Annotated in this window: 19 protein-coding genes; 13 read left to right on the forward strand and 6 right to left on the reverse strand. The window is 66.8% G+C overall.

Annotation, left to right across the window (positions count from 1 at the left end; translation table 11 throughout):
- Window positions 1–41 precede the first annotated feature (41 nt).
- The 3 genes from Q0R23_RS07245 (at window position 42) to Q0R23_RS07255 (ending at window position 2,488) form a co-directional block, all read left to right on the forward strand.
- Complete coding sequence (locus Q0R23_RS07245) at window positions 42–1,352, forward strand: benzoate/H(+) symporter BenE family transporter (protein WP_293911778.1); 1,311 nt, start codon at window positions 42–44, stop codon at window positions 1,350–1,352.
- A gap of 167 nt (window positions 1,353–1,519) precedes the next feature.
- Complete coding sequence (locus Q0R23_RS07250) at window positions 1,520–2,155, forward strand: TetR/AcrR family transcriptional regulator (protein WP_293911779.1); 636 nt, start codon at window positions 1,520–1,522, stop codon at window positions 2,153–2,155.
- 93 nt (window positions 2,156–2,248) lie between these two features.
- Complete coding sequence (locus Q0R23_RS07255; protein WP_293911780.1) at window positions 2,249–2,488, forward strand: hypothetical protein; 240 nt, start codon at window positions 2,249–2,251, stop codon at window positions 2,486–2,488.
- Window positions 2,489–2,593: 105 nt separating this feature from the next.
- Here Q0R23_RS07255 and Q0R23_RS07260 read toward each other — a convergent pair whose 3' ends face one another.
- A complete protein-coding gene (locus tag Q0R23_RS07260; RefSeq protein WP_293911781.1) occupies window positions 2,594–4,465 on the reverse strand; it encodes an arginine--tRNA ligase in 1,872 nt (623 codons plus the stop codon).
- 314 nt (window positions 4,466–4,779) lie between these two features.
- On the opposite strand from Q0R23_RS07260, the gene Q0R23_RS07265 reads away from it, so the two are divergent.
- Genes Q0R23_RS07265 through Q0R23_RS07275 form a run of 3 tightly spaced genes read left to right on the forward strand, consistent with a single transcriptional unit; the run spans window position 4,780 to window position 7,380 of the window.
- Window positions 4,780–5,706: a DUF4032 domain-containing protein gene (locus Q0R23_RS07265; protein WP_293911782.1), complete on the forward strand. Its 927-nt coding sequence runs from the start codon at window positions 4,780–4,782 to the stop codon at window positions 5,704–5,706.
- Between the two features lie 52 nt (window positions 5,707–5,758).
- On the forward strand, window positions 5,759–6,937 hold the full coding sequence (locus Q0R23_RS07270) for a phosphotransferase (RefSeq protein WP_293911783.1): 1,179 nt from the start codon (window positions 5,759–5,761) through the stop codon (window positions 6,935–6,937).
- On the forward strand, window positions 6,934–7,380 hold the full coding sequence (locus Q0R23_RS07275) for a hypothetical protein (RefSeq protein WP_293911784.1): 447 nt from the start codon (window positions 6,934–6,936) through the stop codon (window positions 7,378–7,380). Before Q0R23_RS07270 ends, Q0R23_RS07275 begins: the two co-directional genes overlap by 4 nt.
- A 202-nt stretch (window positions 7,381–7,582) precedes the next feature.
- Here Q0R23_RS07275 and mnmE read toward each other — a convergent pair whose 3' ends face one another.
- The 3 genes from mnmE to panC all read right to left on the reverse strand — a co-directional run bounded on the left by mnmE (window position 7,583) and on the right by panC (window position 11,084).
- Complete coding sequence (gene mnmE, locus Q0R23_RS07280) at window positions 7,583–8,890, reverse strand: tRNA uridine-5-carboxymethylaminomethyl(34) synthesis GTPase MnmE (protein ID WP_293911785.1); 1,308 nt, start codon at window positions 8,888–8,890, stop codon at window positions 7,583–7,585.
- Between the two features lie 209 nt (window positions 8,891–9,099).
- On the reverse strand, window positions 9,100–10,173 hold the full coding sequence (locus Q0R23_RS07285) for a PilT/PilU family type 4a pilus ATPase (protein ID WP_293911786.1): 1,074 nt from the start codon (window positions 10,171–10,173) through the stop codon (window positions 9,100–9,102).
- Window positions 10,170–11,084: a pantoate--beta-alanine ligase gene (gene panC, locus Q0R23_RS07290; protein ID WP_293911787.1), complete on the reverse strand. Its 915-nt coding sequence runs from the start codon at window positions 11,082–11,084 to the stop codon at window positions 10,170–10,172. The genes Q0R23_RS07285 and panC overlap by 4 nt, the downstream gene beginning before the upstream one ends.
- Window positions 11,085–11,390: 306 nt before the next feature.
- On the opposite strand from panC, the gene trpE reads away from it, so the two are divergent.
- The 7 genes from trpE to coaD all read left to right on the forward strand — a co-directional run bounded on the left by trpE (window position 11,391) and on the right by coaD (window position 17,612).
- A complete protein-coding gene (trpE, locus tag Q0R23_RS07295; RefSeq protein ID WP_293911788.1) occupies window positions 11,391–12,842 on the forward strand; it encodes an anthranilate synthase component I in 1,452 nt (483 codons plus the stop codon).
- A gap of 29 nt (window positions 12,843–12,871) precedes the next feature.
- Window positions 12,872–13,261: a four helix bundle protein gene (locus tag Q0R23_RS07300; RefSeq protein ID WP_293911789.1), complete on the forward strand. Its 390-nt coding sequence runs from the start codon at window positions 12,872–12,874 to the stop codon at window positions 13,259–13,261.
- Window positions 13,258–13,938 carry an aminodeoxychorismate/anthranilate synthase component II gene (locus Q0R23_RS07305; RefSeq protein WP_293911790.1) on the forward strand — a complete coding sequence of 227 codons (681 nt, stop codon included), beginning with the start codon at window positions 13,258–13,260 and terminating at the stop codon, window positions 13,936–13,938. The genes Q0R23_RS07300 and Q0R23_RS07305 overlap by 4 nt, the downstream gene beginning before the upstream one ends.
- A 14-nt stretch (window positions 13,939–13,952) precedes the next feature.
- Window positions 13,953–14,942, forward strand: a complete 990-nt coding sequence (trpD, locus tag Q0R23_RS07310) for an anthranilate phosphoribosyltransferase (RefSeq protein WP_293911795.1) — start codon at window positions 13,953–13,955, stop codon at window positions 14,940–14,942.
- A gap of 188 nt (window positions 14,943–15,130) precedes the next feature.
- Complete coding sequence (locus Q0R23_RS07315; RefSeq protein ID WP_293911791.1) at window positions 15,131–16,201, forward strand: alpha/beta fold hydrolase; 1,071 nt, start codon at window positions 15,131–15,133, stop codon at window positions 16,199–16,201.
- A 275-nt stretch (window positions 16,202–16,476) separates the two neighbouring features.
- Window positions 16,477–17,085, forward strand: a complete 609-nt coding sequence (locus tag Q0R23_RS07320; protein ID WP_366520400.1) for an RsmD family RNA methyltransferase — start codon at window positions 16,477–16,479, stop codon at window positions 17,083–17,085.
- A gap of 32 nt (window positions 17,086–17,117) precedes the next feature.
- The gene (gene coaD / locus Q0R23_RS07325; RefSeq protein ID WP_293911796.1) at window positions 17,118–17,612 is read left to right on the forward strand and encodes a pantetheine-phosphate adenylyltransferase; all 495 of its coding nucleotides are present in this window, start codon (window positions 17,118–17,120) and stop codon (window positions 17,610–17,612) included.
- Between the two features lie 3 nt (window positions 17,613–17,615).
- Here the strand turns inward: coaD and rdgB are convergent, their stop codons facing one another.
- Together rdgB and Q0R23_RS07335 are read right to left on the reverse strand one after the other, a co-directional pair.
- Window positions 17,616–18,215, reverse strand: a complete 600-nt coding sequence (rdgB, locus tag Q0R23_RS07330) for an RdgB/HAM1 family non-canonical purine NTP pyrophosphatase (RefSeq protein WP_293911797.1) — start codon at window positions 18,213–18,215, stop codon at window positions 17,616–17,618.
- Between the two features lie 143 nt (window positions 18,216–18,358).
- Entirely contained in the window at window positions 18,359–19,117 is a 759-nt protein-coding gene (locus Q0R23_RS07335) for a hypothetical protein (RefSeq protein WP_293911793.1), read from the reverse strand.
- Between the last annotated feature and the right edge of the window lie 192 nt (window positions 19,118–19,309).

The following is a 19,309-nucleotide window of genomic DNA, read 5'->3' on the forward strand; positions in this document are numbered from 1 at the left end:
GTCCAGTTCGGGTCCAGACTGAGCCGTATGAGGTCCACCTCTTGACACTCCCGCCCCTCCCACCTTCGGCTGGCCAGCGCCCGACGTTCTGGCAGGACTCCTCGCCGCAGACGGTCCTCAGCGGCCTGATCGCCATTCTGGTCGGGCTGGCAGGCCCCACCGTGCTGATCTACGCGGCGGCGAGGGCGGCGGGGTTGCCGCAGGCGGTGGTGCTCTCCTGGGTGGCCGCCGACATGGTGCTGTGCGGCGTGGTCGGTATCCTCCTGAGTCTGCGCACGCGTGTGCCGATCATCATCACCTGGTCCACGCCGGGGCTGGCTTACCTGGCGACGGCGCTGATCGGCGTACCGTTCCCGGAAGCGGTGGGCGCCTTTATCGTCTCGAACCTGCTGGTGGTCATGCTGAGCAGTTCTGAGAAGTGGCTCGGCCTGGTGCAGCGCATTCCGGGGCACCTGGCGGCGGCGCTGAACGCGGCCATCTTGCTGCCGTTCGGCTTTCATCTGGTCACGGGCATGGGCACCCAGCCGCTGCTGGTCGGGATGATGGTGCTGGGCTACTTCGCGCTGCGGAAATTCGCGCCGCTGTGGGCGGTGACCGGGGCACTCTTCGCGGGTGTGGTCTTCAGCCTGGCCTTGGGCCTGACGCACAGCGCCGCCGTGCCGCTGGGGCTGACGCCCTGGGTTCTGACCATGCCGGAGTTCTCGCTGAGCAGCGTCGTCAGCATCAGCCTGCCGCTCACCTTGCTGGCCTTCACCGGCCAGTATCTGCCGGGCTTCGCAATCCTCAAGGTCAACGGCTATCTGCCCCGGCCTGCGCCCATCGTGCGGCTGACCGGGGGCGTGGCGGCCTTCGCGGCGCTGTTCGGCGTGCATAACCTGACGCTGGCGGCGCTGCTGGCCAACATCGTCAGCGGGCCGGAGGCGCACCCCGACCCGGCGCGGCGCTACGCGGCTGCCGTCTGGGCTGGGGTGTTCTACATCGCCTTCGGGCTATTCGCGGGCACCTTCCTGGGCCTGCTGGCCCTGCTGCCCGCCGAGGCCGCCGCCGCGCTGGCCGGGCTGGCCCTGCTGGGCGCCATGAGCAGTTCGCTGCAAACGGCCTTCAGGCCCGCTGGCAGCAACCTGGCCGCCGCCGTGGTCGTGGTGGTGACGCTTTCGGGGGTGAGTTTTCTGCACGTCGGCGCGGCGTTCTGGGGCATTCTGGCCGGACTGGCGGTCTACGGCGCCGAGGGGGTGAGGCAAGCACCGGTTCCAGCGCTGCGACCAGATGAGGAGGCGCCGGGCCAGCGTGTCCTGAGCGAGCGCGACAGTCTGAACCTGAGCGAACGCGACAGTCTGAAACAGGGCGGCTGAGGCGAGTGTCGGCGCTCGCAACGATTCCGGTCACTCCGCGAGGTATTCAGACATGATGAGGGTTCTCTCCGCCAAAAATTTCAGTGGACATAATCTACCGACCGCTCGGTAGATTACGACGTGACCGGCTTCAGAGGGCTCACAGTGGGCGTCTATACTCAGGCCGAATGGGAATCGCGGACATGACCGGAACGGAACCTGCTTTCAGGCGCGGCGCCGGGCGTCCCTTGAGGCAGGGAGGTGAGCAGGCTACCGCCGGGCGAGCCCTCGACATGGCCGAGGTGCTGCTGGAATCGCACGGCTACGTGGCGGCCTCGATGAGCGACGTGGCCAAGGGCGTGGGTATTAGCAAGGCCAGCCTCTACCACCACTTTCCCACCAAGGAGGCGCTGTTCTTGGGCGTGGCCGAGCGGATGATCGAGCGCGACGCGGCGGGCATGGCCCAGGCCATCGCCTCGGCGCCGACGGCCACCGGGCAGCTTGAGGCGCTGGCCGACTGGATGTTCTCGCAGCGGCGCCACACCGAGCGGATGCTGCGCGACACCCTGCGCTTTCTGGCCCCGGAGCACGCCGGACGCATCGGGCAGATTTTTCTGAGCCGGATGTACGCCCCGGTGGAAGCGGTCATGAGCGCGGGCATCGAACGCGGGGAATTTGCGCCGCACGCACCGGGTTTCAGCGCCTGGGCCTTCATGGGCCTGCTCTCCGAGTTCGCCGAGAGCCCGGTGCAGGTGGGCCGCCCCGACCTGGCGAGCGCCCTGGTCCGGCTGCTGGTGCAGGGACTGGGGCCACGTACAGCTTGAACACGAGTAGTATGAAGGCTGGGTAGAGGTTGAAGGGGCGCCGAATAAAGGCGTTCGGGACAGCCGGGCGACGCGGGTTTCTAGACTTGACCCATGACCCGAAATGACAGTGCCAAGAGCGACCAGCCCGCCGAGCAGCCCGAAATGACCGCCGACACCGAGCAGTTGTCGAGCAGCGAGGCCGCCAAGATGCATTCCGTCGCTGGCCGGGGCGCCAAGGGGGAGCAGGGCACCGATCCCAGCGACGCATCGGTGGACGAGAACGTCAGCGTCGGGGGAAATTCGGTGTCGAAGAGTTCGAGTCTGGGCTTGGATATGAAGCTGCACGACTGACCCAAACTGCGTGAGGTTTTGGCCGTCGAGAGCTGGTGGCCGTAGCTTCGGGGGCGGCGTCTCAGCTTTCTTGCCCCCCTTCACGTAGGCTCAAATCGCTCTTCGTCACATCGCGCTCGGCACCTCGATGCCGATCAGATCGAGCGTCTGGACGAAGGCGCGTTGCAGACGACCCACCAGCGCCAACCTCGCTTCACGCAGGCCGGGGGCGCTGGCAAGAACGTTGGTGGCGGGCCTGCCTTCCGGCGTCTTGGCGTTGTACCAGCCGTTGAAGGCGCTGGCCAGATCGAGCGAGTACTGGGCGACCACATGCGGGCTGTGGATCCGCACCGAGGCGGCGACGGCTTCGGGAAAACGGGCGACGGCTTTGGCCAGCGTCAGATCGAGTTCGGTGACCTGCGACCAGTCGGCGCCGCTGCCGTCTGTGGCGTACCCGGCCTCGGCGGCTTTCTTGAGAATGTTGCCCGCCCGCACCGCCGCGTACTGGACATACGGCGCGGTGTCGCCGGTCAGGGCCAGCGCCTGGTCCCAGCGAAAGTCGATCTGGCGGGTCGGCTCGGCCTTGAGCATGGCGAAGCGCACCGCCCCCACCGCGATCCGGCGCACGATCTCGCGGCCCTCCTCGGTGCCGATGATGTCCGGCTTGAGGCTGTTCATCAGCTCGGTGACCAGCGTCTGCGCTTCGTCCAGCACGGCGTCGGCGCTGACCCCGATGCCCTTGCGCCCGGAGATGGTCTGGCCCTCGTAGGTGACGAAGGCGTAGGAGAGGTGGATGCTGCGGGCCTCCTCGGCGGGGTGCCCTGCCACGCCCAGGCTGGCCCTCACGACCTTCTGGGGGTGCTCCTGGCGCGAGTCGATCACGTTGATAACTTCTGCGGCGTGACCGAAGCGCCGCTCGGTGTCGGGTTGGCCGTCGGGGGCCGAGGTCCAGACTTCGTGTCCGCCAGGGTCGGTCTGGAAGGGCCTGAATTTCATGCCCTCCAGCAGCCCGAACTTCCAGAACTGGTAGCCGATGTCCTTGGCGGTGTACATGGCCGTGCCCCCGGTCCGCATCAGCACGACGTTGTTCTCTTCCAGGTTGGGCATGAAGGAGGAGACGTCCATCACCAAGGCCCCGGCGAATTTGCCCTCGGTGGGGCGGGCGGTGAACGGGCTGGCCTCCAGGATGGTCATGGCCTGACTCAGCAGGCCGCCGCCCACCACGTCGGATTCCCAGTTGAGCAGGTCGTAGCGGGCGCCCAGACGAAAACAGGTGTCCAGGTGGGCCTTGACGATCTGCTCGACCTCGCCTCTGAGTTCCCCGGCCTCAAGGCGGTGGAGCATGGCGGAGATGCCCTCTTCCAGACCTGGTTTTGCGGGGTCGGCGTTGAGGCGCACGTAGCCCTCGCCCATGAACTGATCGTACTTCACCGCGCCGTCCCAGACGAGGTTATAGTGCCGCACGGCGAACAGCGACTCGGCGGCCTGGCGCCCGGTGTCGTCGATGTAGTTGTGGATCTCGACCTGATGCCCGGCGGCGCGGAAGATGCGGCCCATGCTGTCGCCCAGCACGACGTTGCGGACGTGCCCGACGTGCAGTTCCTTGTTGGGGTTGACCGAGGTGTGCTCGATGACGACCTTGCCGCCAGTCGTCTCGGTTTCGGCTTGCTGCGGCGTGGCCGGGTCGCTCACCACGCCCTGCACGAAGGCGGGCGCGTCCACGAAGAAGTTCAGGAAGGGGCCTGCCGTCTGGGCGCGGGCGACGCCGCGCGGGAGGACGACGGTCTGGGCCAGGGTACTGGCGAGTTGCGCTGGATTCTGGCCCAGCGCCTTGGCCAGCGCGAAGGCGGCGGGCGTGCCGTAGTCGCCGGGCTTGTTCGGGGGCGTCTCCTGAATGACCACTTCGGGAAGTGGAGTATGGGGCGCGGCTCCTGCATTGGGTACGAGGGCGGCGGCGGCCTGCTCCACGGCGAGTTTGAGTTGGGCCTTGAGATCCATAGGTGGGGAGTTTATCAGGACTGGCGGGATACCGGGCCGTGAGCGTCCGCAGCTCCGGTTTCCTCAGCGACCTCGCCAGCAACGCCTCCGAGCAGGCTTGCCAGCGCCGCGCGGCACGCGCCACATCCGGAGTCTATCCAGCCAGTCCGGCGGCTGACTCCGGCCTCACCGCGCCGGGTCATTCTTCCGTCGGTGGCCTGGGGTAGACTGGAGGGCAAGGCGACCCTCTCCCTCACCGCCCCGTCGCTGGACCGCCCCGTTACTGGACCCCCCCGTTATTGGACCGCCCCGTCACTGGTCGCCGCAGGAGTTGTATGTGCGCCTATGTCCAAACCACCAATCAGGCCAGAGGCGAGGTCGAGCGTGCCCGGCTGCTGGCCGATGTCCACGATTTCCTCAGCGTGCTGCGCGGCATGGACAACCAGCTCACGCCCTTTGACTGGGTGCGTCACCTCTCGCCCGAAGGCGAATTTCAGCGCGGCTTGCAGTCGATTCCGGTCGACCACATCATCGGCTCGGTGGACCGGTACAAGGAATTCGACCGCTACTACCTGCCCAAAGAGTCTCACCTCGATGACCGCTGGGTGGGGGTACGCGCCGCCCAGCTCGAAGGCAAGGAGCTGCCGCCCATCGAGGTCTACAAGGTCGGCGAGCTGTATTTCGTCAAGGACGGCAACCACCGGGTCAGCGTGGCGCGGCGGCTGGGCCAGTTCTACATCGACGCCTACGTCATCGAGTTGCAGGTGACCGTAGCGCCGGAAGCGGGCGACACCCTCAAAGACATGATTATCAAAGGCGAGTACGCCCAGTTTCTGCGCTCGACCAGCCTCAGCGAGGTCTCACCGGGCCACCGCGAAATCATGTTCTCCAAGCCGGGACGCTACGCCAAGCTGATCGAGCACATCAACGCCCGGCGCTACTACCTCGATCTCAAGCCGGGCCGGGAGCGGCCTGTCACCTGGGAAGAGGCCGCCGAGAGCTGGTACCGGCGCCTGTATTCGCGCATCGTGGACAGCATCGAGGCCCACGACGTGATGCACCGTTTTCCGGGCCGCACCGAGGCCGACCTGTACCTGTGGGTGATGGATCACCGCTACTTCCTGAGCCAGAAATACGGGCACGACGTGGGCAGCGAGATGGCGACGCTGGATTTCAGCAAGAAGTACGCTCCCAGGCTGCACAAGCGTATCGGTCAGCGCATGCGCCTGGCCTGGAAGGGCAAGCCGAAAGCCACGTTTTGAAGCAGGGGTGGTTGGGGCGGGCCAGCGGCGGCGTTTCACGTGAGCTGGACGGGTGAGTTCCGTCGCCGTGCGCGTCGCCGTATATCATCCTGGGCAGCGCCGCTTCGCCTGGCGAGAGATGGTGCTGGGCGACATTCACCGCGCCCCCTGGCAACTTAGCGCCGCGCTGGGCCTGAACGCCGACTTGCTGCATGACGGCGGGCTGATGTTCGGCGCCCGGAATGCACTGTTGAGCTTCGAGGCCCGCTCGAAGGCGCTGCCGCCCGGCTGGATGTGGACGAATGAGCCGCCACTACCGCTTCCGGACGCCCGGCCCTGGCAACGGCCCGGCTGGTTCGCGGGCGCCTGGGCGCGGTTGGGAGCACATTCGGCGACGGGTTCGGCCCGGCTCATCAGCACCTCCGACCTCGGCGCGGTGCTGAGCGTGGGCGAGGAGGCAGCGCAGGTGTTTCTGAAAGTCGGCGCCGGGCGCGAGGCAGCCGTCACGGCGGCGCTGTGGGCCACGCAACCGAGATGGCTTCCAGCCGTGTTGAGCACCGACCTGGAGCGCGGCGAGATCATCACTCGCAGCGGTGGGCAGACGCTGGAGAAGGTGGGCGAGTGGCGGGCCTGGACCGGGGCGGCGGCGTTGCTGGCGAAGTATCACCGCTCGGCGGGCGTGCCGGACGCGGCGCATCACCGCTTTGCAGACCTGCCGGAGCGGGGCGAGGCGCTGCTGCGCGATGAGGCGGCCTTGAGCGGCTGGGGGCTGAGTGACGCCAATATCAAAGAGCTGGCCGCCGCCCTGCCGGAGTTGAGGCGGCAACACCGGCTGGTAAGCGCCCTGGGACTCCCAGACGGCCCGGTCCACGGCGACAGCCACGGGATGAACGCCTTGTGGGACGGTCAACAGGCCCGCTGGTTCGACTGGAGTGAAGCGGGCGTGGCGCATCCATTCACCGATATCGGCTGGCTGTTCTCCCATTCGGCAGACCGGACCTGGCCGATTTCGGCGGCGGTGCCCGACCTCCGCGCCCGCCTGGCCGACGTGTATCTCAGCACTCTGGGGATTCCCGGCGCCCACACCGAACTGGACAGCGCCGAGACGCTGGCACTGTGGCACCGGGCGGTGGTCTACGACGCCCGTTTCCGGGCCTGGCCGGAGCCGAGGCCAATGTACGTCCGCTTTTACCTCCGGTGGCTGCTGGGTTCGCTGCGGTCACGTCCGGGCGGGATACCATCAGCGCCATGACCTCCCTGTATCTGCTCATCACGGCGCTGATGGCGCTGGCGTTGCTGGGGCTGCTGCTGCGGCCCGGCTCGGTGCGTCCATTGACGCTGTGGCTGTTCGCGGCGCTGCTGCCGGTGCTGGTCGCCGTCACGGCGGCGCTGCTGAGTCAGCAAAGCGCCCAGGCGGCGCTGGTGGGCTTCGATCCGCAAGTCAGGAACCGGGGGCTGGGCTGGCGTGATGCGGCGGGCGCCGAGAACACCGCCACCGTGGCGCTGGGTGGCCTGGACGCCGCCTGCGTGGTGCGGGCCAGCGCACGCGGCGGCACCTACCGCCTGAGCAGCTCGACGCTGTTCGTGCCCCGTGACGTGCAGCTCATCGGCCCCTGGCCCTCCAGTGCCGAGGCCGAGGCGCTGATGGTCAGCGGCCAGCAGGGCTGCCGGAGACTCAGCGGCAAAGAGAACTGAGCGGCAGGGAGAACTGAGTGGCAGGGAGAACTGAGCGTCAAACCGGGCGGCTGGACGCCAGGTTCAGGAGGGCTCAATGAACGCCGCGAGCAATGAGTGGAATGCGGCGATCAAGGTCTTCAGACACCTGCATGCCCGCTGCCTATCTATCTCCGTCTCGTTGTATATATTCTAGTGACGCGGAGCCAGTCCCTCGACTCCCCTACTTGCCCACGCAAAAATTGCGAAATACCGCGTCTATCACGTCTTCGGACACGTCGCGCCCGGTCAGCTCAGCCAGAGCCACGAGGGCGTCTTCGAGTTCCAGGCTAGCCAGGTCGTCGGGCAGCTTCCGGGCGGCCTCGATGTGCGCCAGAGCCCGGCGGGCGGCGTCGGCCTGGCGCTCGGTGGTCAGCCAGGCCTCGCTGCGGGCCACGTCGCCGAGCAGGGCGGCGCGGACGGCCCCGCGCAGGTCGCTCAGACCGTCGCCGGTCAGGGCGCTGACGCCGATGGCCTGCGGATCGTGCCAGACGCTGCCCAGGTCGGTTTTGGTCTGAATGAGAATGGTCGGCACGTCGCCGGGCAGCTCCAGCGGCTCGCGGGGCAAGGCGCCGTCTTCGAGCAGCAGCACCAGGTCGGCGTTCTGACCCAGCGAGCGCGAGTGGCGCACGCCCGCCGCCTCGGTCTCGTCGGTGGTCTCGCGCAGGCCCGCCGTATCGAGCAGCGTGACCGGCACCCCGGCCAGCTCCAGGTGGGCTTCGAGGTAGTCGCGGGTGGTGCCGGGCGTCGGGGTCACGATGCTGCGCTCATAGCCCAGTAGAGCGTTCAGCAGGCTGGATTTCCCGGCGTTGGGCCGCCCCAGCAGCGCCAGGCGGGCGCCACGGGTCGAGAGTTGCCCGGCGCGGGCGGTGGCCAGCAGCGCGGCGAGTTCATCGGCGGCGCGGCCCAGCGGTACTTCCCGCTGCTCGTCCGGCACGCCCTCCTCCGGGTAATCGAGCATGGCCTGAACGGCGGCCAGGGTCCGGGTCACGTCCAGGCTGACCCGCTCGATTCGTGCGCTCAGGGCGCCGCTCAGACCCAGCGCCGCCTGTTTGCGCCCCGCCTCGGTCTGGGCCTGCACCAGATTCAGCACGGCTTCGGCCTGGGTCAGATCGAGTCGCCCGGCCAGGTAGGCGCGGAGGGTGAACTCACCGGGCCGGGCCGCCCTGGCGCCGAGTTCCAGCACGCGGGCGAGCAGCCGCGCGAGCACCGCCGGGCTGCCATGCGACTGGAGTTCAGCGACGTGTTCGCCGGTGTAGCTGTGCGGCGAGCGAAACACCAGACACAGGCCCTCGTCGATCAGTTCGGCGTCGGCGCCGAGAAATTGGCCGTACAGGAAGCGGCCCCCGCCGACCTGGCTGGGCGTCTGGCGCCCCCGCAACACCGCGTCCGCCACGCGCAGCGCTTCTGGCCCGGACACGCGCACGATGCCCACCCCGGCGCTGCCCGGCGCGGTGGCAATGGCGGCGATGGTGTCGGATAAGCCGGTCATGGGGAGTAGGGTAGCAGGGGTTGTGGGGAGTGGGAAGTGGGAACAGATGAGCGACGCTTGACCGGACCATGCGAGAGCGGACGCCAATTTCTGACACCCGCTCACTTCAGCTTGATCTGTCCTAGATCACACCCAAAGTCTGCCAAACTCAACCTGAATTCAGGCTCTTCATCTTTCCCCACTCCCTACTCACCACTACCCACTCCCCCCTACCGAATCCCCGCCCGTGTCACCATCAACTTGAGTTCATTCGGACTCGTCGCGGTGTCCATCGCCTCGTCCATGGAGATCAGGCCGTGTTTGTACAGATCGACCAGGTTCTGATCGAAGGTGTGCATGCCACGGATGTTGTCCTCGATCAAGGCGTCCTTGATCTCGTGGGTGCGGTCCTCGTCGCGGATGTACTCGGCGATCAAAGGGGTGTTGAGCAGGATTTCGCTGCCCAGCACGCGGCCCACACCGTCGGCGCGGCGCAGCAGACGCTGGCTGATGATGCCGACCAGCGACTCGGCCAGCAGCACCCGAATCTGGTCGCGCTCGTAGGGCGGGAAAAAGTCGATGATGCGGCTGATGGTGCGCGTCGAGTCGAGGGTGTGCAGCGTGGACATGACCAGGTGGCCGGTCTGGGCGGCGGTCAGGGCGGCCTCCACCGTCTCCTTGTCGCGCATCTCGCCGATCAGGATCACGTCGGGGTCCTGGCGCATGGCGTATTTCAGGGCCGTGCGGAAATCGCGGGTGTCAGAGCCGATCTCGCGCTGGGCCACGATGCTGCGCTGGTTGCGGTGCAAAATCTCGATGGGGTCTTCGATGGTGATGATGTTGTGCGCGAAGCTGCGGTTGATGTAATCGACCAGGCTGGCCATCGTGGTGGACTTGCCCGATCCGGTGGGGCCGGTCACCAGGATCAGGCCGCGCGAGGTCTCGGCGAAGCGGCGCATCACGTCGACGGGCAGGCCCAGGGCCTCGAAGCTGGGAATCGAGTCGCCCACCACCCGCATGACGATGCCCACCGCGCCGCGCTGCCGGAAGATGTTGCAGCGAAAGCGCCCCAGGCCCGACAGGCTGTAGGCGGTGTCGAGTTCGTTGCGGTACTCGAAGTCCTCCCACTGGTCGGCGGACAGGATGTTCTGGGCCAGCGCCTGGGTGTCGGGCGGCATCAGAATCTGGGTGCCGAAGTGGATCAGGTGGCCGTCGATGCGGCCCGTGGGCGGACTGCCCGCCTGAAGGTGAACGTCGCTGACGCGGCGGGCGAGCATCTGCTTGAGCAGTTCATCCAGATTCATAAGTGGGCACCTGCCATACGGACCTCGGTTGGAATAAGCGGCATGTTGTCGATGAGGCGCACCCCGAACAGCCGGGCCGCGATCAGCAGACGGAACTCACTGGCTTGTTGGCTGGCTTGTTGGGCACTCATCATTCTACTATCCTCGGCGCCTCTGTCATTCATGTCACTGTCGACCAGGCTCAAATAATCGAGTTTCAGCTCGGCCTCCGTGGCCAGCACGGCGTTGCCCGCCGCCAGCATCCGGCGCACGCTCGTTTCCCCGGCGGCGTAGTCGGCCTGCACGGCCCGGAGTGAGCGCGAGAGCACGGCGGCCCTGGAGCGCTGCGCAGCGGTGAAAAAGCTGTTGCGGCTGCTCAGGGCCAGCCCCTCCTCGCCCGGCAGCGCCGAGCGCACGGTGGGTACGCCGACGATCTGCACCTCCACATTGAGGTCGCTCACCAGCCGCCGCACCACGCTGAGCTGCTGCCAGTCCTTTTCACCAAAGTAAGCCCGCCTGGGCCGCACGATGTTCAGCAGCTTGAGCACCACCGTCGCCACACCCGTGAAGTGTCCGGGCCGGAAGGTGCCGTCGAAGCCCTCCGAGACGCCCGGCACGCTGACCCGCGTGACGAAGCCGGGCGGGTAGATGGTGCCGACTTCCGGCGCGAACACCACGTCTACCCCGAACTCGTCGGCGAGTTTCAGGTCGCGCCCGATGTCGCGGGGATAGGCGGCGAAATCCTCGCTGGGGCCGAATTGCAGCGGGTTGACAAATAAACTCAGCACCACCTGGGCGTTCTCGGCGCGGGCGGTGCGGATCAGGTGGCCGTGCCCGGCGTGCAGGTAGCCCATCGTCGGCACCAGGCCCAGCGAGGGTTGCCCACCCAGCGCGGCGCGGAGTTCTTCGGGCGTATGAACGAGTTGCGTCACGATGCGTCCGATTATCGGGCATAACCGGCGCCGGGTGAACAAGCACTTTGAACGAACACTTTGAACAAGCGCTTTACCTCGCCGCCCCCTTTGCCCTATGCTGCACCCATGAAGCAGCGCCCCGTGCAGTGCTGGTGGTGGCCCGAAATCCCTGGGTGACCTCCACGCTGCCGACCCGTCGCCGCGCCCAGGAACCCCGTGTTCCGGGCGCGTTTTTTTGGAAGTGGGCAGAGGGAAGTGGGAAGTAGGCACGACCCTTCATCTTTTCCCACTTCCCACTTCCTACTCCCCATTTAAGGAGCCCCAATGCCCACACAGCCAACCTCCAAGCCCCCCACCTTCACCGAAGTTCGCGAGCTGAACGCCGATCTCGACACGCCGGTCAGCGCGTATTTGAAAGTCACGAACGGCGCCAAAGACCTGAGTTTTCTGCTCGAAAGTGTGGAGGGCGGCGAGCGCCAGGCGCGGTATTCGTTTATCGGCGTGGGTGAGGTGGGCAGATTCACCCTGCGCGGACGCACGGCAACGCTGAGCGGCGTGCTGAGCGTGGCAGGCGAGGCGCAGACCTTCGAGACGAACGACCCGCTGGACGTGCTCTACAGCCGGGTGCTGCGGCCCGTGAACCTGCCCGCCGAGAAGTTCGACGCCGCGCCCCCGTTTTTCGGCGGCGCGGTGGGCTACGCGGCCTACGACCTGATCCGGGTGTACGAGAAGTTGCCCGACGGCAACCCCGACGAGTTGAAGGTGCCCGACGCCTTGTTTATCGTGCCCGAAGGCATCGTGATCTTCGACCATCTGCGGCACCGACTGTACGCGGTGGCCGTCTCGGAGACTCAGAGCGAGGCGCAGGCCGTGGTGCAGCGCCTGGAAACCGAGCTGCGCGGGCCGCTGCCACAGGTGCCGGGGCGCCATCCAGCCGCGCCGATGCACTTTACGAGCAACTTCACGCCGGAGGGTTACGAGGCCGCCGTGTCGCGCTGCATCGAGTACGTCCGTGCCGGGGACGTGTTTCAGGTGGTGCCGTCACAGAGATTCAGCGCCGAGCTGACCGTCGAGCCGTTCGCGCTGTACCGGGCGCTGCGGGGCATCAATCCCAGCCCGTATCTGGGCTTCCTGAACCTGGGCGACCTCACGCTGGTGGCGAGCAGCCCCGAAAGCCTGCTGCGCAGCGACGGGCACAGCATCGTGACCCGCCCGATCGCCGGAACGCGCCCACGCGGCAAGACGCCGGAAGAAGACGAGGCCCTGGCCAGCGAGCTGCTGGCCGACGAGAAGGAACGCGCCGAGCACCTGATGCTGGTCGACCTGGGCCGCAACGACCTGGGCCGGGTGGCCGAATACGGCAGCGTGGTCGTCGAGGAGGCGTTTACCATCGAGCGCTACAGCCACGTCATGCACATCGTGTCGGGGGTGCGGGCGACATTGCGCGAGGGTCAGACGCCGCTGCACGCACTGGCGAGCGCCCTACCGATGGGCACGGTGTCGGGGGCACCGAAAATCCGGGCGATGGAGATTATCGACGAGGTGGAGCCGGTGAGGCGTGGGCCGTATGGGGGCGCCTTCGGCTACATCGCCTTCGACGGCAGTTTAGACATGGCACTGACGCTCAGAACAATGGTCGTGACGGGTGGGAAGGTGCATATCCAAGCCGGAGCGGGGATTGTCGCAGATTCAGTCCCACAGACTGAAGAGTTGGAGACGCGAAGTAAAGCTGCTGCACTCATGCGGGCGGCGGAGCGGGCGGCGGGGGGGCTGTGAATCGGGAAGTGGGGAGTGGGAAGTAGGAAGTGGGAACGACGCCAGGTGCTGGTGGCGGGCCGCGCCGGGTGCAAGAACTGGGCGTTTGGCAAGACGGTATGCGGCTCGTCAAGGTTTTGTATCAGTTGAGCAACGACTGGCCCGACACAGAGAAATATGGCCTGATCAGTCAGGTTCGGCGGGCAGCAGTCTCCATCCCAGCAAATCTGGCGGAGGGGCTAGGTCGGGGCTCGCCAGGAGAGATTGCCCGATTCACCAGAATTTCACTCGGCTCCGCCTATGAACTCCACACCTTGCTCTCGCTCGTCGGTTTTCTCGGCATCAGCACCGATGCTCAGCTTGAACCAGCCGTATCCGCCATTGAGAGTCTTATCCGTCGACTCTCCAGCTACATCAAGTACCAGGAGGCCCAGAAATGACCGATACCTCTTCATCTGTTCCCACTTCCCACTTCCTACTTCCTACTTCCCAACGAGCGAACCTCCCCGTTCACATTCTCATCATCGACAACTACGACTCCTTCACCTACAACCTGGTTCAATACTTTGGTGAACAGGGCTGTGAGTTGACCATCTGGCGCAATGATGCGTTTACGTTGGATGATGTCGAGAAACTGAATCCGGATGCCATTGTCGTCTCGCCTGGCCCCTGTACGCCGAACGAGGCCGGGTTGAGCGTGGACGTGATCCGGACCTTCGCGCCACTTTACCCGCTGCTGGGTGTCTGCCTGGGGCACCAGAGCATCGGGGAGGCGTTCGGGGCCACCGTCAGGCGTGCTCCGGTGCCGGTACACGGCAAGACCAGCCGCGTCCAGCACGATGGGCAGACGATTTTTGCCGGACTGGGCGGCGAGGCCACCGTCACCCGCTACCATTCGCTGATCGTGGAAGACCTGCCACCCGAACTGATCGCCACCGCCTGGACCACCGACCAGACGCCGGAGGGCGAGCAATCCATCCTGATGGCGCTGCGCCACCGCGATTACCCGGTGTTCGGGGTCCAATTTCATCCGGAAAGCATCGCCACCCAGGACGGCAAGGTTATGATTCGCAACTTCCTGAACGAAGTGCAGGCGCACAAGGCGAGGCAGCCGTGATCCACGCCCGGCTGATGAACGGCGAGCGGCTGAGCCAGGCCGAGGCGGCGAGTTTCATGGACGAGGTGATGGGCGGGGACGTGAGCGCTACCCGGCTGTCTGCCGCGCTGGCCGCACTCCGGGTGCGGGGCGAGACGCCAGAGGAAATCGCCGGTTTCGCCCAGTCGATGCGCCGCCACGCCGTGCGGGTGCCGGTCACGCCCAGGGCGGTGCTGCTCGACACGGCGGGCACCGGGGGCGACGGGGCCAACACCTTCAACATTTCCACCACCGCCGCCTTCGTCATCGCGGCGGGCGGGGTGGCCGTCGCCAAACACGGCAACCGGGCCGCCAGTGCCCGCGCCGGAAGCGCCGACGTGCTCGAAGCGCTGGGCGTCAATCTGGACGCGCCGCCGGAACGCGCCGCCCAGGCCATCGACGAGCTGGGCGTGGGCTTCATGTTCGCCCGCAACTACCACCCGGCGCTGCGCCACGCCGCCCCGGTGCGGACCGAACTGGCCTCGCGCACGGCGTTCAACCTGCTCGGCCCGATCAGCAACCCTGCCGGGGCGACGCATCAGGTCGTGGGTGTCTACAGTCCGGCCCTGACACGCACGCTGGCGGAGGTGCTGCGGCTGCTGGGCTCTGCGGCGGCGCTGGTCGTGTCGGGCGAGGGGCTGGACGAACTGACCGTCAGCGGGCCGACGCAGATCAGCGAACTCAAGGACGGTCAGGTGCGCGACTACAGCATCACGCCGGAAGACGTGGGCCTGCGGGAATCGCCCTTGGCCTCGCTGGTGGGTGGTGACGCCCTGGAGAATGCGGCCATCACGAAGAAGGTGCTTCAGGGCGGCGGGACGGCGGCTCAGCGCGACATCGTGGCCCTGAACGCGGGCGCCGGGCTGTACCTGGCGGGCAAGGCGGGCGACCTACGCGGCGGCGTCGAACTCGCGGGGCAGATTCTGGAAAGCGGCGCGGCCTGGACGCTGCTGGAGGAGTACGCCAGGTATACGCAGGGCGAGTGAGATGAAGATGCGGAGCGCGGCCCGAACGACGAGATCCTTCACTCAGTTCAGGATGACCACTGACGGATGACCGGTTTTCAGGTCCAGACGTCGTCTCGCCCGATTCAAACCGTCCCAAGACCGTGCCCCGCCTACACTCTGAAGCTTTGGCTACGGCCCGGCGCTGAGCTGACCCGTAGACTTCAGAAATGGCACAACCCAAAGCGCGGCAGGTCAAGCGGCGAAAATCCAGATCAGTGCTCCCCAACGGCCTGCTGATGGTCGTTTTTGCGATCGCGCTGAGCGTGGTCATCGGCATAGCGAGTGCCCAGACGACAACTGCACAGACGACCACTACACAGACGACCACTACACAGAGCGCCCCGGCTCCGGCGTCCACCGTGCGCCAGAGCGGCCTGGTCAACGCCGTGAACGCCGAGCGGCGCTACTTCGGGCTGCCGGGCTTCGGGGCGGTGGCGTACTACGTCGATCCACGCGGCGCGGGGCGCCCGCTGCTGCTGACCACCAGCATCAACGCCGCCGCCAGCGCGTTTGAGATGAAACCGGTCTTCGACGCCTACGCCGGAACGCGGCCCGTCTACGTGCTGGAATGGCCGGGCTTCGGCAGCTCGGACCGGCCCGACATCAAATACACCCCGGAGCTGATGACCCGTGCCCTGGCGGCGATGGTTCAGAAGATCGGCGCCCCGGTAGACCTGGTGGCGCTGTCGCTCGGCTCCGAGTTCGCGGCGCGGGCGGCCCTCAGCGAGCCGAACATCGCGTCCGTGGCGCTGATCTCGCCGTCCGGCATGGGCCTGAGACGCGGCAACTCGCAGCGGGCGGCCAACGACGACGGCGGCGTGAAGCTCTACGGCAACCTCAGCCGCTTCGGCACGCCGCTGTTTTCTCTGATCCGCAGCCCCATCAGCATCCGCTACTTCCTGAGCCGCAGCTTCGTGGGTGAGCCGGACCCCGGCCTGGTCGCCTACAGCGGTCTGAGTTCCAACCAGCCGGGCGGCAAATACGCGCCGCTGTACTTCATCAGCGGGCAACTGTTCACGCCGGGCGCGTATGACACGCTCTACAGCAAGGTCACGCAGCCGGTGCTGGTCATCTACGACAAGGACAGCTTCGTGAGCTTCGAGCGCCTGGCCGAATTCGGCGCCCTGCCCAACGTCACCGCCGCCCGCATCGTGCCGAGCGCCGGTCTGCCCCAGTTCGAGAAGACGGCGGAGGTCAAAGCGGCGCTGGACGCTTTCTGGGCCGTGCCGAAGCCGTAGTCGGCAGGGGCTGGACGAAGGCGCCTGGATGGTGAGTCTTGGCGCCTTTTTCTTGGACACCGGGTTAGGAACGCCCATCGATCCAGCTTGGCGAAGTGTCCGGTTCGGTAGACCCTTCGCTGCGTTCAGGGTGACAAATTTTGGTTCGCCTGCCTCATGACGGGGAACGCTTCCGCCAGAACCATCGTCCCCTCCGCCGGTCCGCCCCACTCCTCGGCCCGGCCCCGCTATGCTCTGGGCATGACCCTTCCCACTTCGGCGGCCCGCGCTTGAGCGTGCGCATTCTCGGCGGCACGGCGCAGGGACGCCTGCTGAACGTGCCAGACAGCGCCCGGCCCAGCACGGCGCGGCTGCGCAAGAGCATGTTCGACATTCTGTACTCGCGCCGTCCGGAGGGCACGTTCATCGACCTGCACGGCGGCAGCGGCGCCATCGGGCTGGAGGCGGCCAGCCGGGGCTACAGCGTTACTTTGGTCGAGCACGACGCCAGGGCGGTCTTCGCGCTGGAGCAGTCGGCGCGGGCGCTGGAGTTGCGGGTACGGGTGCTGCGGGCCGACACCTCGGCGCTGCTGAGTTCGCTGCCGCCTTACGACATCGTGTTTTCAGACCCACCGTACACCCAGGACATCGCGGCGCTGACAAAGCACATCTTGAAGAGCCGGGTGATGGGCCAGGACACGCTGCTGATCGTCCAGCACCCCTCGCAGCTCAAGCTGGAGGCCGTGCCCGGCTTCGACTTCGAGCGCCGGGTGTATGGCAGCAACGTGCTGACGCTGATTACGCCTGTCGAACCAGACGAGGTTGATACAGACGAGGTTGATACAGACGGGGCCGACACCGACAAAGCCGACGAGGCCAGCGTCCTCCCAGGCGACGGGTCATGACCAGGGCGCCCAAATCGCTGGAGAACCGGGGCATGAACGCCGTGTTTCCCGGCTCCTTCGACCCGATCACCAGCGGCCACATGGACGTGCTGACGCGGGCCGCCCGCATTTTCGACCACGTGACGGTGACGGTCATGCACAACGCCCGCAAACGCGGCAGCAATCTGTTCAGTCTGGAGGAGCGCGTGGCGATTCTGGAGGAGGCCACCCGGCACCTGGGCAACGTCAGCGTGGACACCTTCAGCGGCCTGCTGGTCGACTACATGCGGCTGCAAAACCGCAGCATCATCGTGCGCGGCCTGCGGGCGGTCTCGGATTACGAATACGAGTTGCAAATCGCCCACCTGAACCGGCAGCTCGGCGACGTAGAAACCGTATTCATCATGGCCGCGACGCGCTGGAGCTTCGTGTCCAGCAGCATGGTCCGCGAGATCGCCTCGTATGGCGGCGAGGTCGATGAGATCGTGCCCCAGGCCAGCGCCGTCGCTTTGCGCCTGAAATTCGCCGACGTGCAGCGGCCTGGGTAGCGCTTAGATGCGGCTGCCGGTCGGGCGTGGGGGCGGTCCGTCTTTGTGGGCTTCGGTGAGCTTGGCGAAGGCCCGGCCCCGGTGGCTCACGGCCCGCTTTTCGGGGACGCTCAGCTCGCCCAGGGTGCGCCCGTCGGGCAGCTCGAACAGGGGGTCGTAGCCGAAACCGCCCACGCCACGCGGGCCTTCGAGCAGCTTGCCCTCGACCTCGCCCCGGTACTCCTCGATGTGGCCGTCGGGGTAGGCCAGCACCAGCACGCTGACGAACTTGGCGCGGCGGTCCGTGGCGTGGCGGGTCAGTTCGAGCAGGTACAGGTTGCGCTCGTTGTCGTCCCGGCGGTCCCCGAAGCGGGCGCTGTAGACGCCGGGCTCGCCGTTCAGGGCGGCGACTTCCAGGCCGCTGTCGTCGGCCAGGGCGGGCAGACCGGTCATCATGGCGGCGGCGGCGGCCTTGATGACGGCATTTTCCTCGTAGGTGGTGCCGGTCTCTTCGGGCAGCGGATAGCCGCCCAGGGGTTCGAGCTGCCATCCCAAACCGGACAGGGCCTCCTGAAACTCGCTGACTTTACCGGGATTGCTGGTGGCGACGACCACCCGCGTCATCGCGGGCGCGGCGTCGGCGGGGGACTTCTGGGTTGATTGACTCACGCTGTAATTGTACGGCCAGGGCGCGGTGAGAAGGCGAGTACAGCCCACAGGCGCCCCCCGGTTTCTGAAGACGGACGCCCCCAGCAGCGCCGCCGAAATTATTCCGGCCCTTCCTCGCGCTCGCCGTATTTGACGCTCAGGTAGCGCTTCCCGGCCTCCAGCTTGCGGGTGTGCCCGGCAGCCTGCGCCTCGCTGATGGCCCGCATCCGGCGCTCGATCAGACCCAGTTGCTCGGAGAGCAGCACCTCGCCGTACGAGAGCGCGGCCCCGGTGACGCGCAGGTCCTGGTAGGTCGCCAGCGCGGCGGGCAGGTCATCGTCGGCGGCCTGGCGGGCGTCGTGGGCCTCGCGGGTCAGCACGCCACCCACCGCCGTGCTGCGCAGCGCGTCGCGGGTGGCGGTGCTGGCGGCGTTGAGCCTGCTGCGCAACGGTGAACTCAGCGCCGCGCCCGAACGCAGGGTCAGGTGGGCCAGGCGCTGGATGCGTTCGGCTTCCAGCGAGGCCAGCTCCTGATTCACGTCAGCGCTGCCCAGACCAAAGCTGCCCAGACCTGCCGCAACCCGGCGCCCCTCGCGCACGATCGCCACGCGCCGGGTGCGTTGCCGGAAACCCAGAAAACCCAGCAGCACGCCCGCCATAGCGATCAGAATCAGCACGGTGGCGACGGTCACGCCGCTGGACGCCTCGATCAGCAGCAAAATCAGCAGCCCACCGATCAGCAGCGCACTCAGGCCACCGACGATCAGCACGCCCACCAGATCAACGGCCCGGCCCGCCGCGTAGGCGAAGCGGCCCACCAGCGAGGGCGGGCGGTGTTCGCTGAGCCAATTGTCAGAATCCGGGAATTGCGAGGCCATACGGTTGATCTTCCGCCTTCCTTTGAGCCCTGTAAACGGGCTCGGTTACAACTGGGTTCGGATTAAGTATGTCCTTGCTAACGTTTCGGGCTTCCGCTTCTTGGGCAGAACGGACTGTCGTCGTGAACGGACTGTCCTCGTGAACGGACGCCCATGAGGACGCCACTCGTCCCCATGAGGATGCCACTCCTC

The sequence above is a fragment of the Deinococcus sp. genome, from assembly GCF_025362455.1.
Classification (GTDB): Bacteria; Deinococcota; Deinococci; order Deinococcales; family Deinococcaceae; genus Deinococcus.

Coding starts and splice junctions, on each gene's coding strand:
- trpE (WP_293911788.1), top strand. CDS start 11,391: ATGCCCACACAGCCAACCTCCAAGCCCCCCACCTTCACCGAAGTTCGC.
- Q0R23_RS07305 (WP_293911790.1), top strand. CDS start 13,258: ATGACCGATACCTCTTCATCTGTTCCCACTTCCCACTTCCTACTTCCT.
- trpD (WP_293911795.1), top strand. CDS start 13,953: ATGAACGGCGAGCGGCTGAGCCAGGCCGAGGCGGCGAGTTTCATGGAC.
- coaD (WP_293911796.1), top strand. CDS start 17,118: ATGAACGCCGTGTTTCCCGGCTCCTTCGACCCGATCACCAGCGGCCAC.
- Q0R23_RS07255 (WP_293911780.1), top strand. CDS start 2,249: ATGACCCGAAATGACAGTGCCAAGAGCGACCAGCCCGCCGAGCAGCCC.
- mnmE (WP_293911785.1), bottom strand. CDS start 8,890: ATGACCGGCTTATCCGACACCATCGCCGCCATTGCCACCGCGCCGGGC.
- Q0R23_RS07285 (WP_293911786.1), bottom strand. CDS start 10,173: ATGAATCTGGATGAACTGCTCAAGCAGATGCTCGCCCGCCGCGTCAGC.
- Q0R23_RS07265 (WP_293911782.1), top strand. CDS start 4,780: ATGTGCGCCTATGTCCAAACCACCAATCAGGCCAGAGGCGAGGTCGAG.
- Q0R23_RS07260 (WP_293911781.1), bottom strand. CDS start 4,465: ATGGATCTCAAGGCCCAACTCAAACTCGCCGTGGAGCAGGCCGCCGCC.
- Q0R23_RS07315 (WP_293911791.1), top strand. CDS start 15,131: ATGGCACAACCCAAAGCGCGGCAGGTCAAGCGGCGAAAATCCAGATCA.
- Q0R23_RS07275 (WP_293911784.1), top strand. CDS start 6,934: ATGACCTCCCTGTATCTGCTCATCACGGCGCTGATGGCGCTGGCGTTG.
- Q0R23_RS07250 (WP_293911779.1), top strand. CDS start 1,520: ATGGGAATCGCGGACATGACCGGAACGGAACCTGCTTTCAGGCGCGGC.
- Q0R23_RS07335 (WP_293911793.1), bottom strand. CDS start 19,117: ATGGCCTCGCAATTCCCGGATTCTGACAATTGGCTCAGCGAACACCGC.
- rdgB (WP_293911797.1), bottom strand. CDS start 18,215: ATGACGCGGGTGGTCGTCGCCACCAGCAATCCCGGTAAAGTCAGCGAG.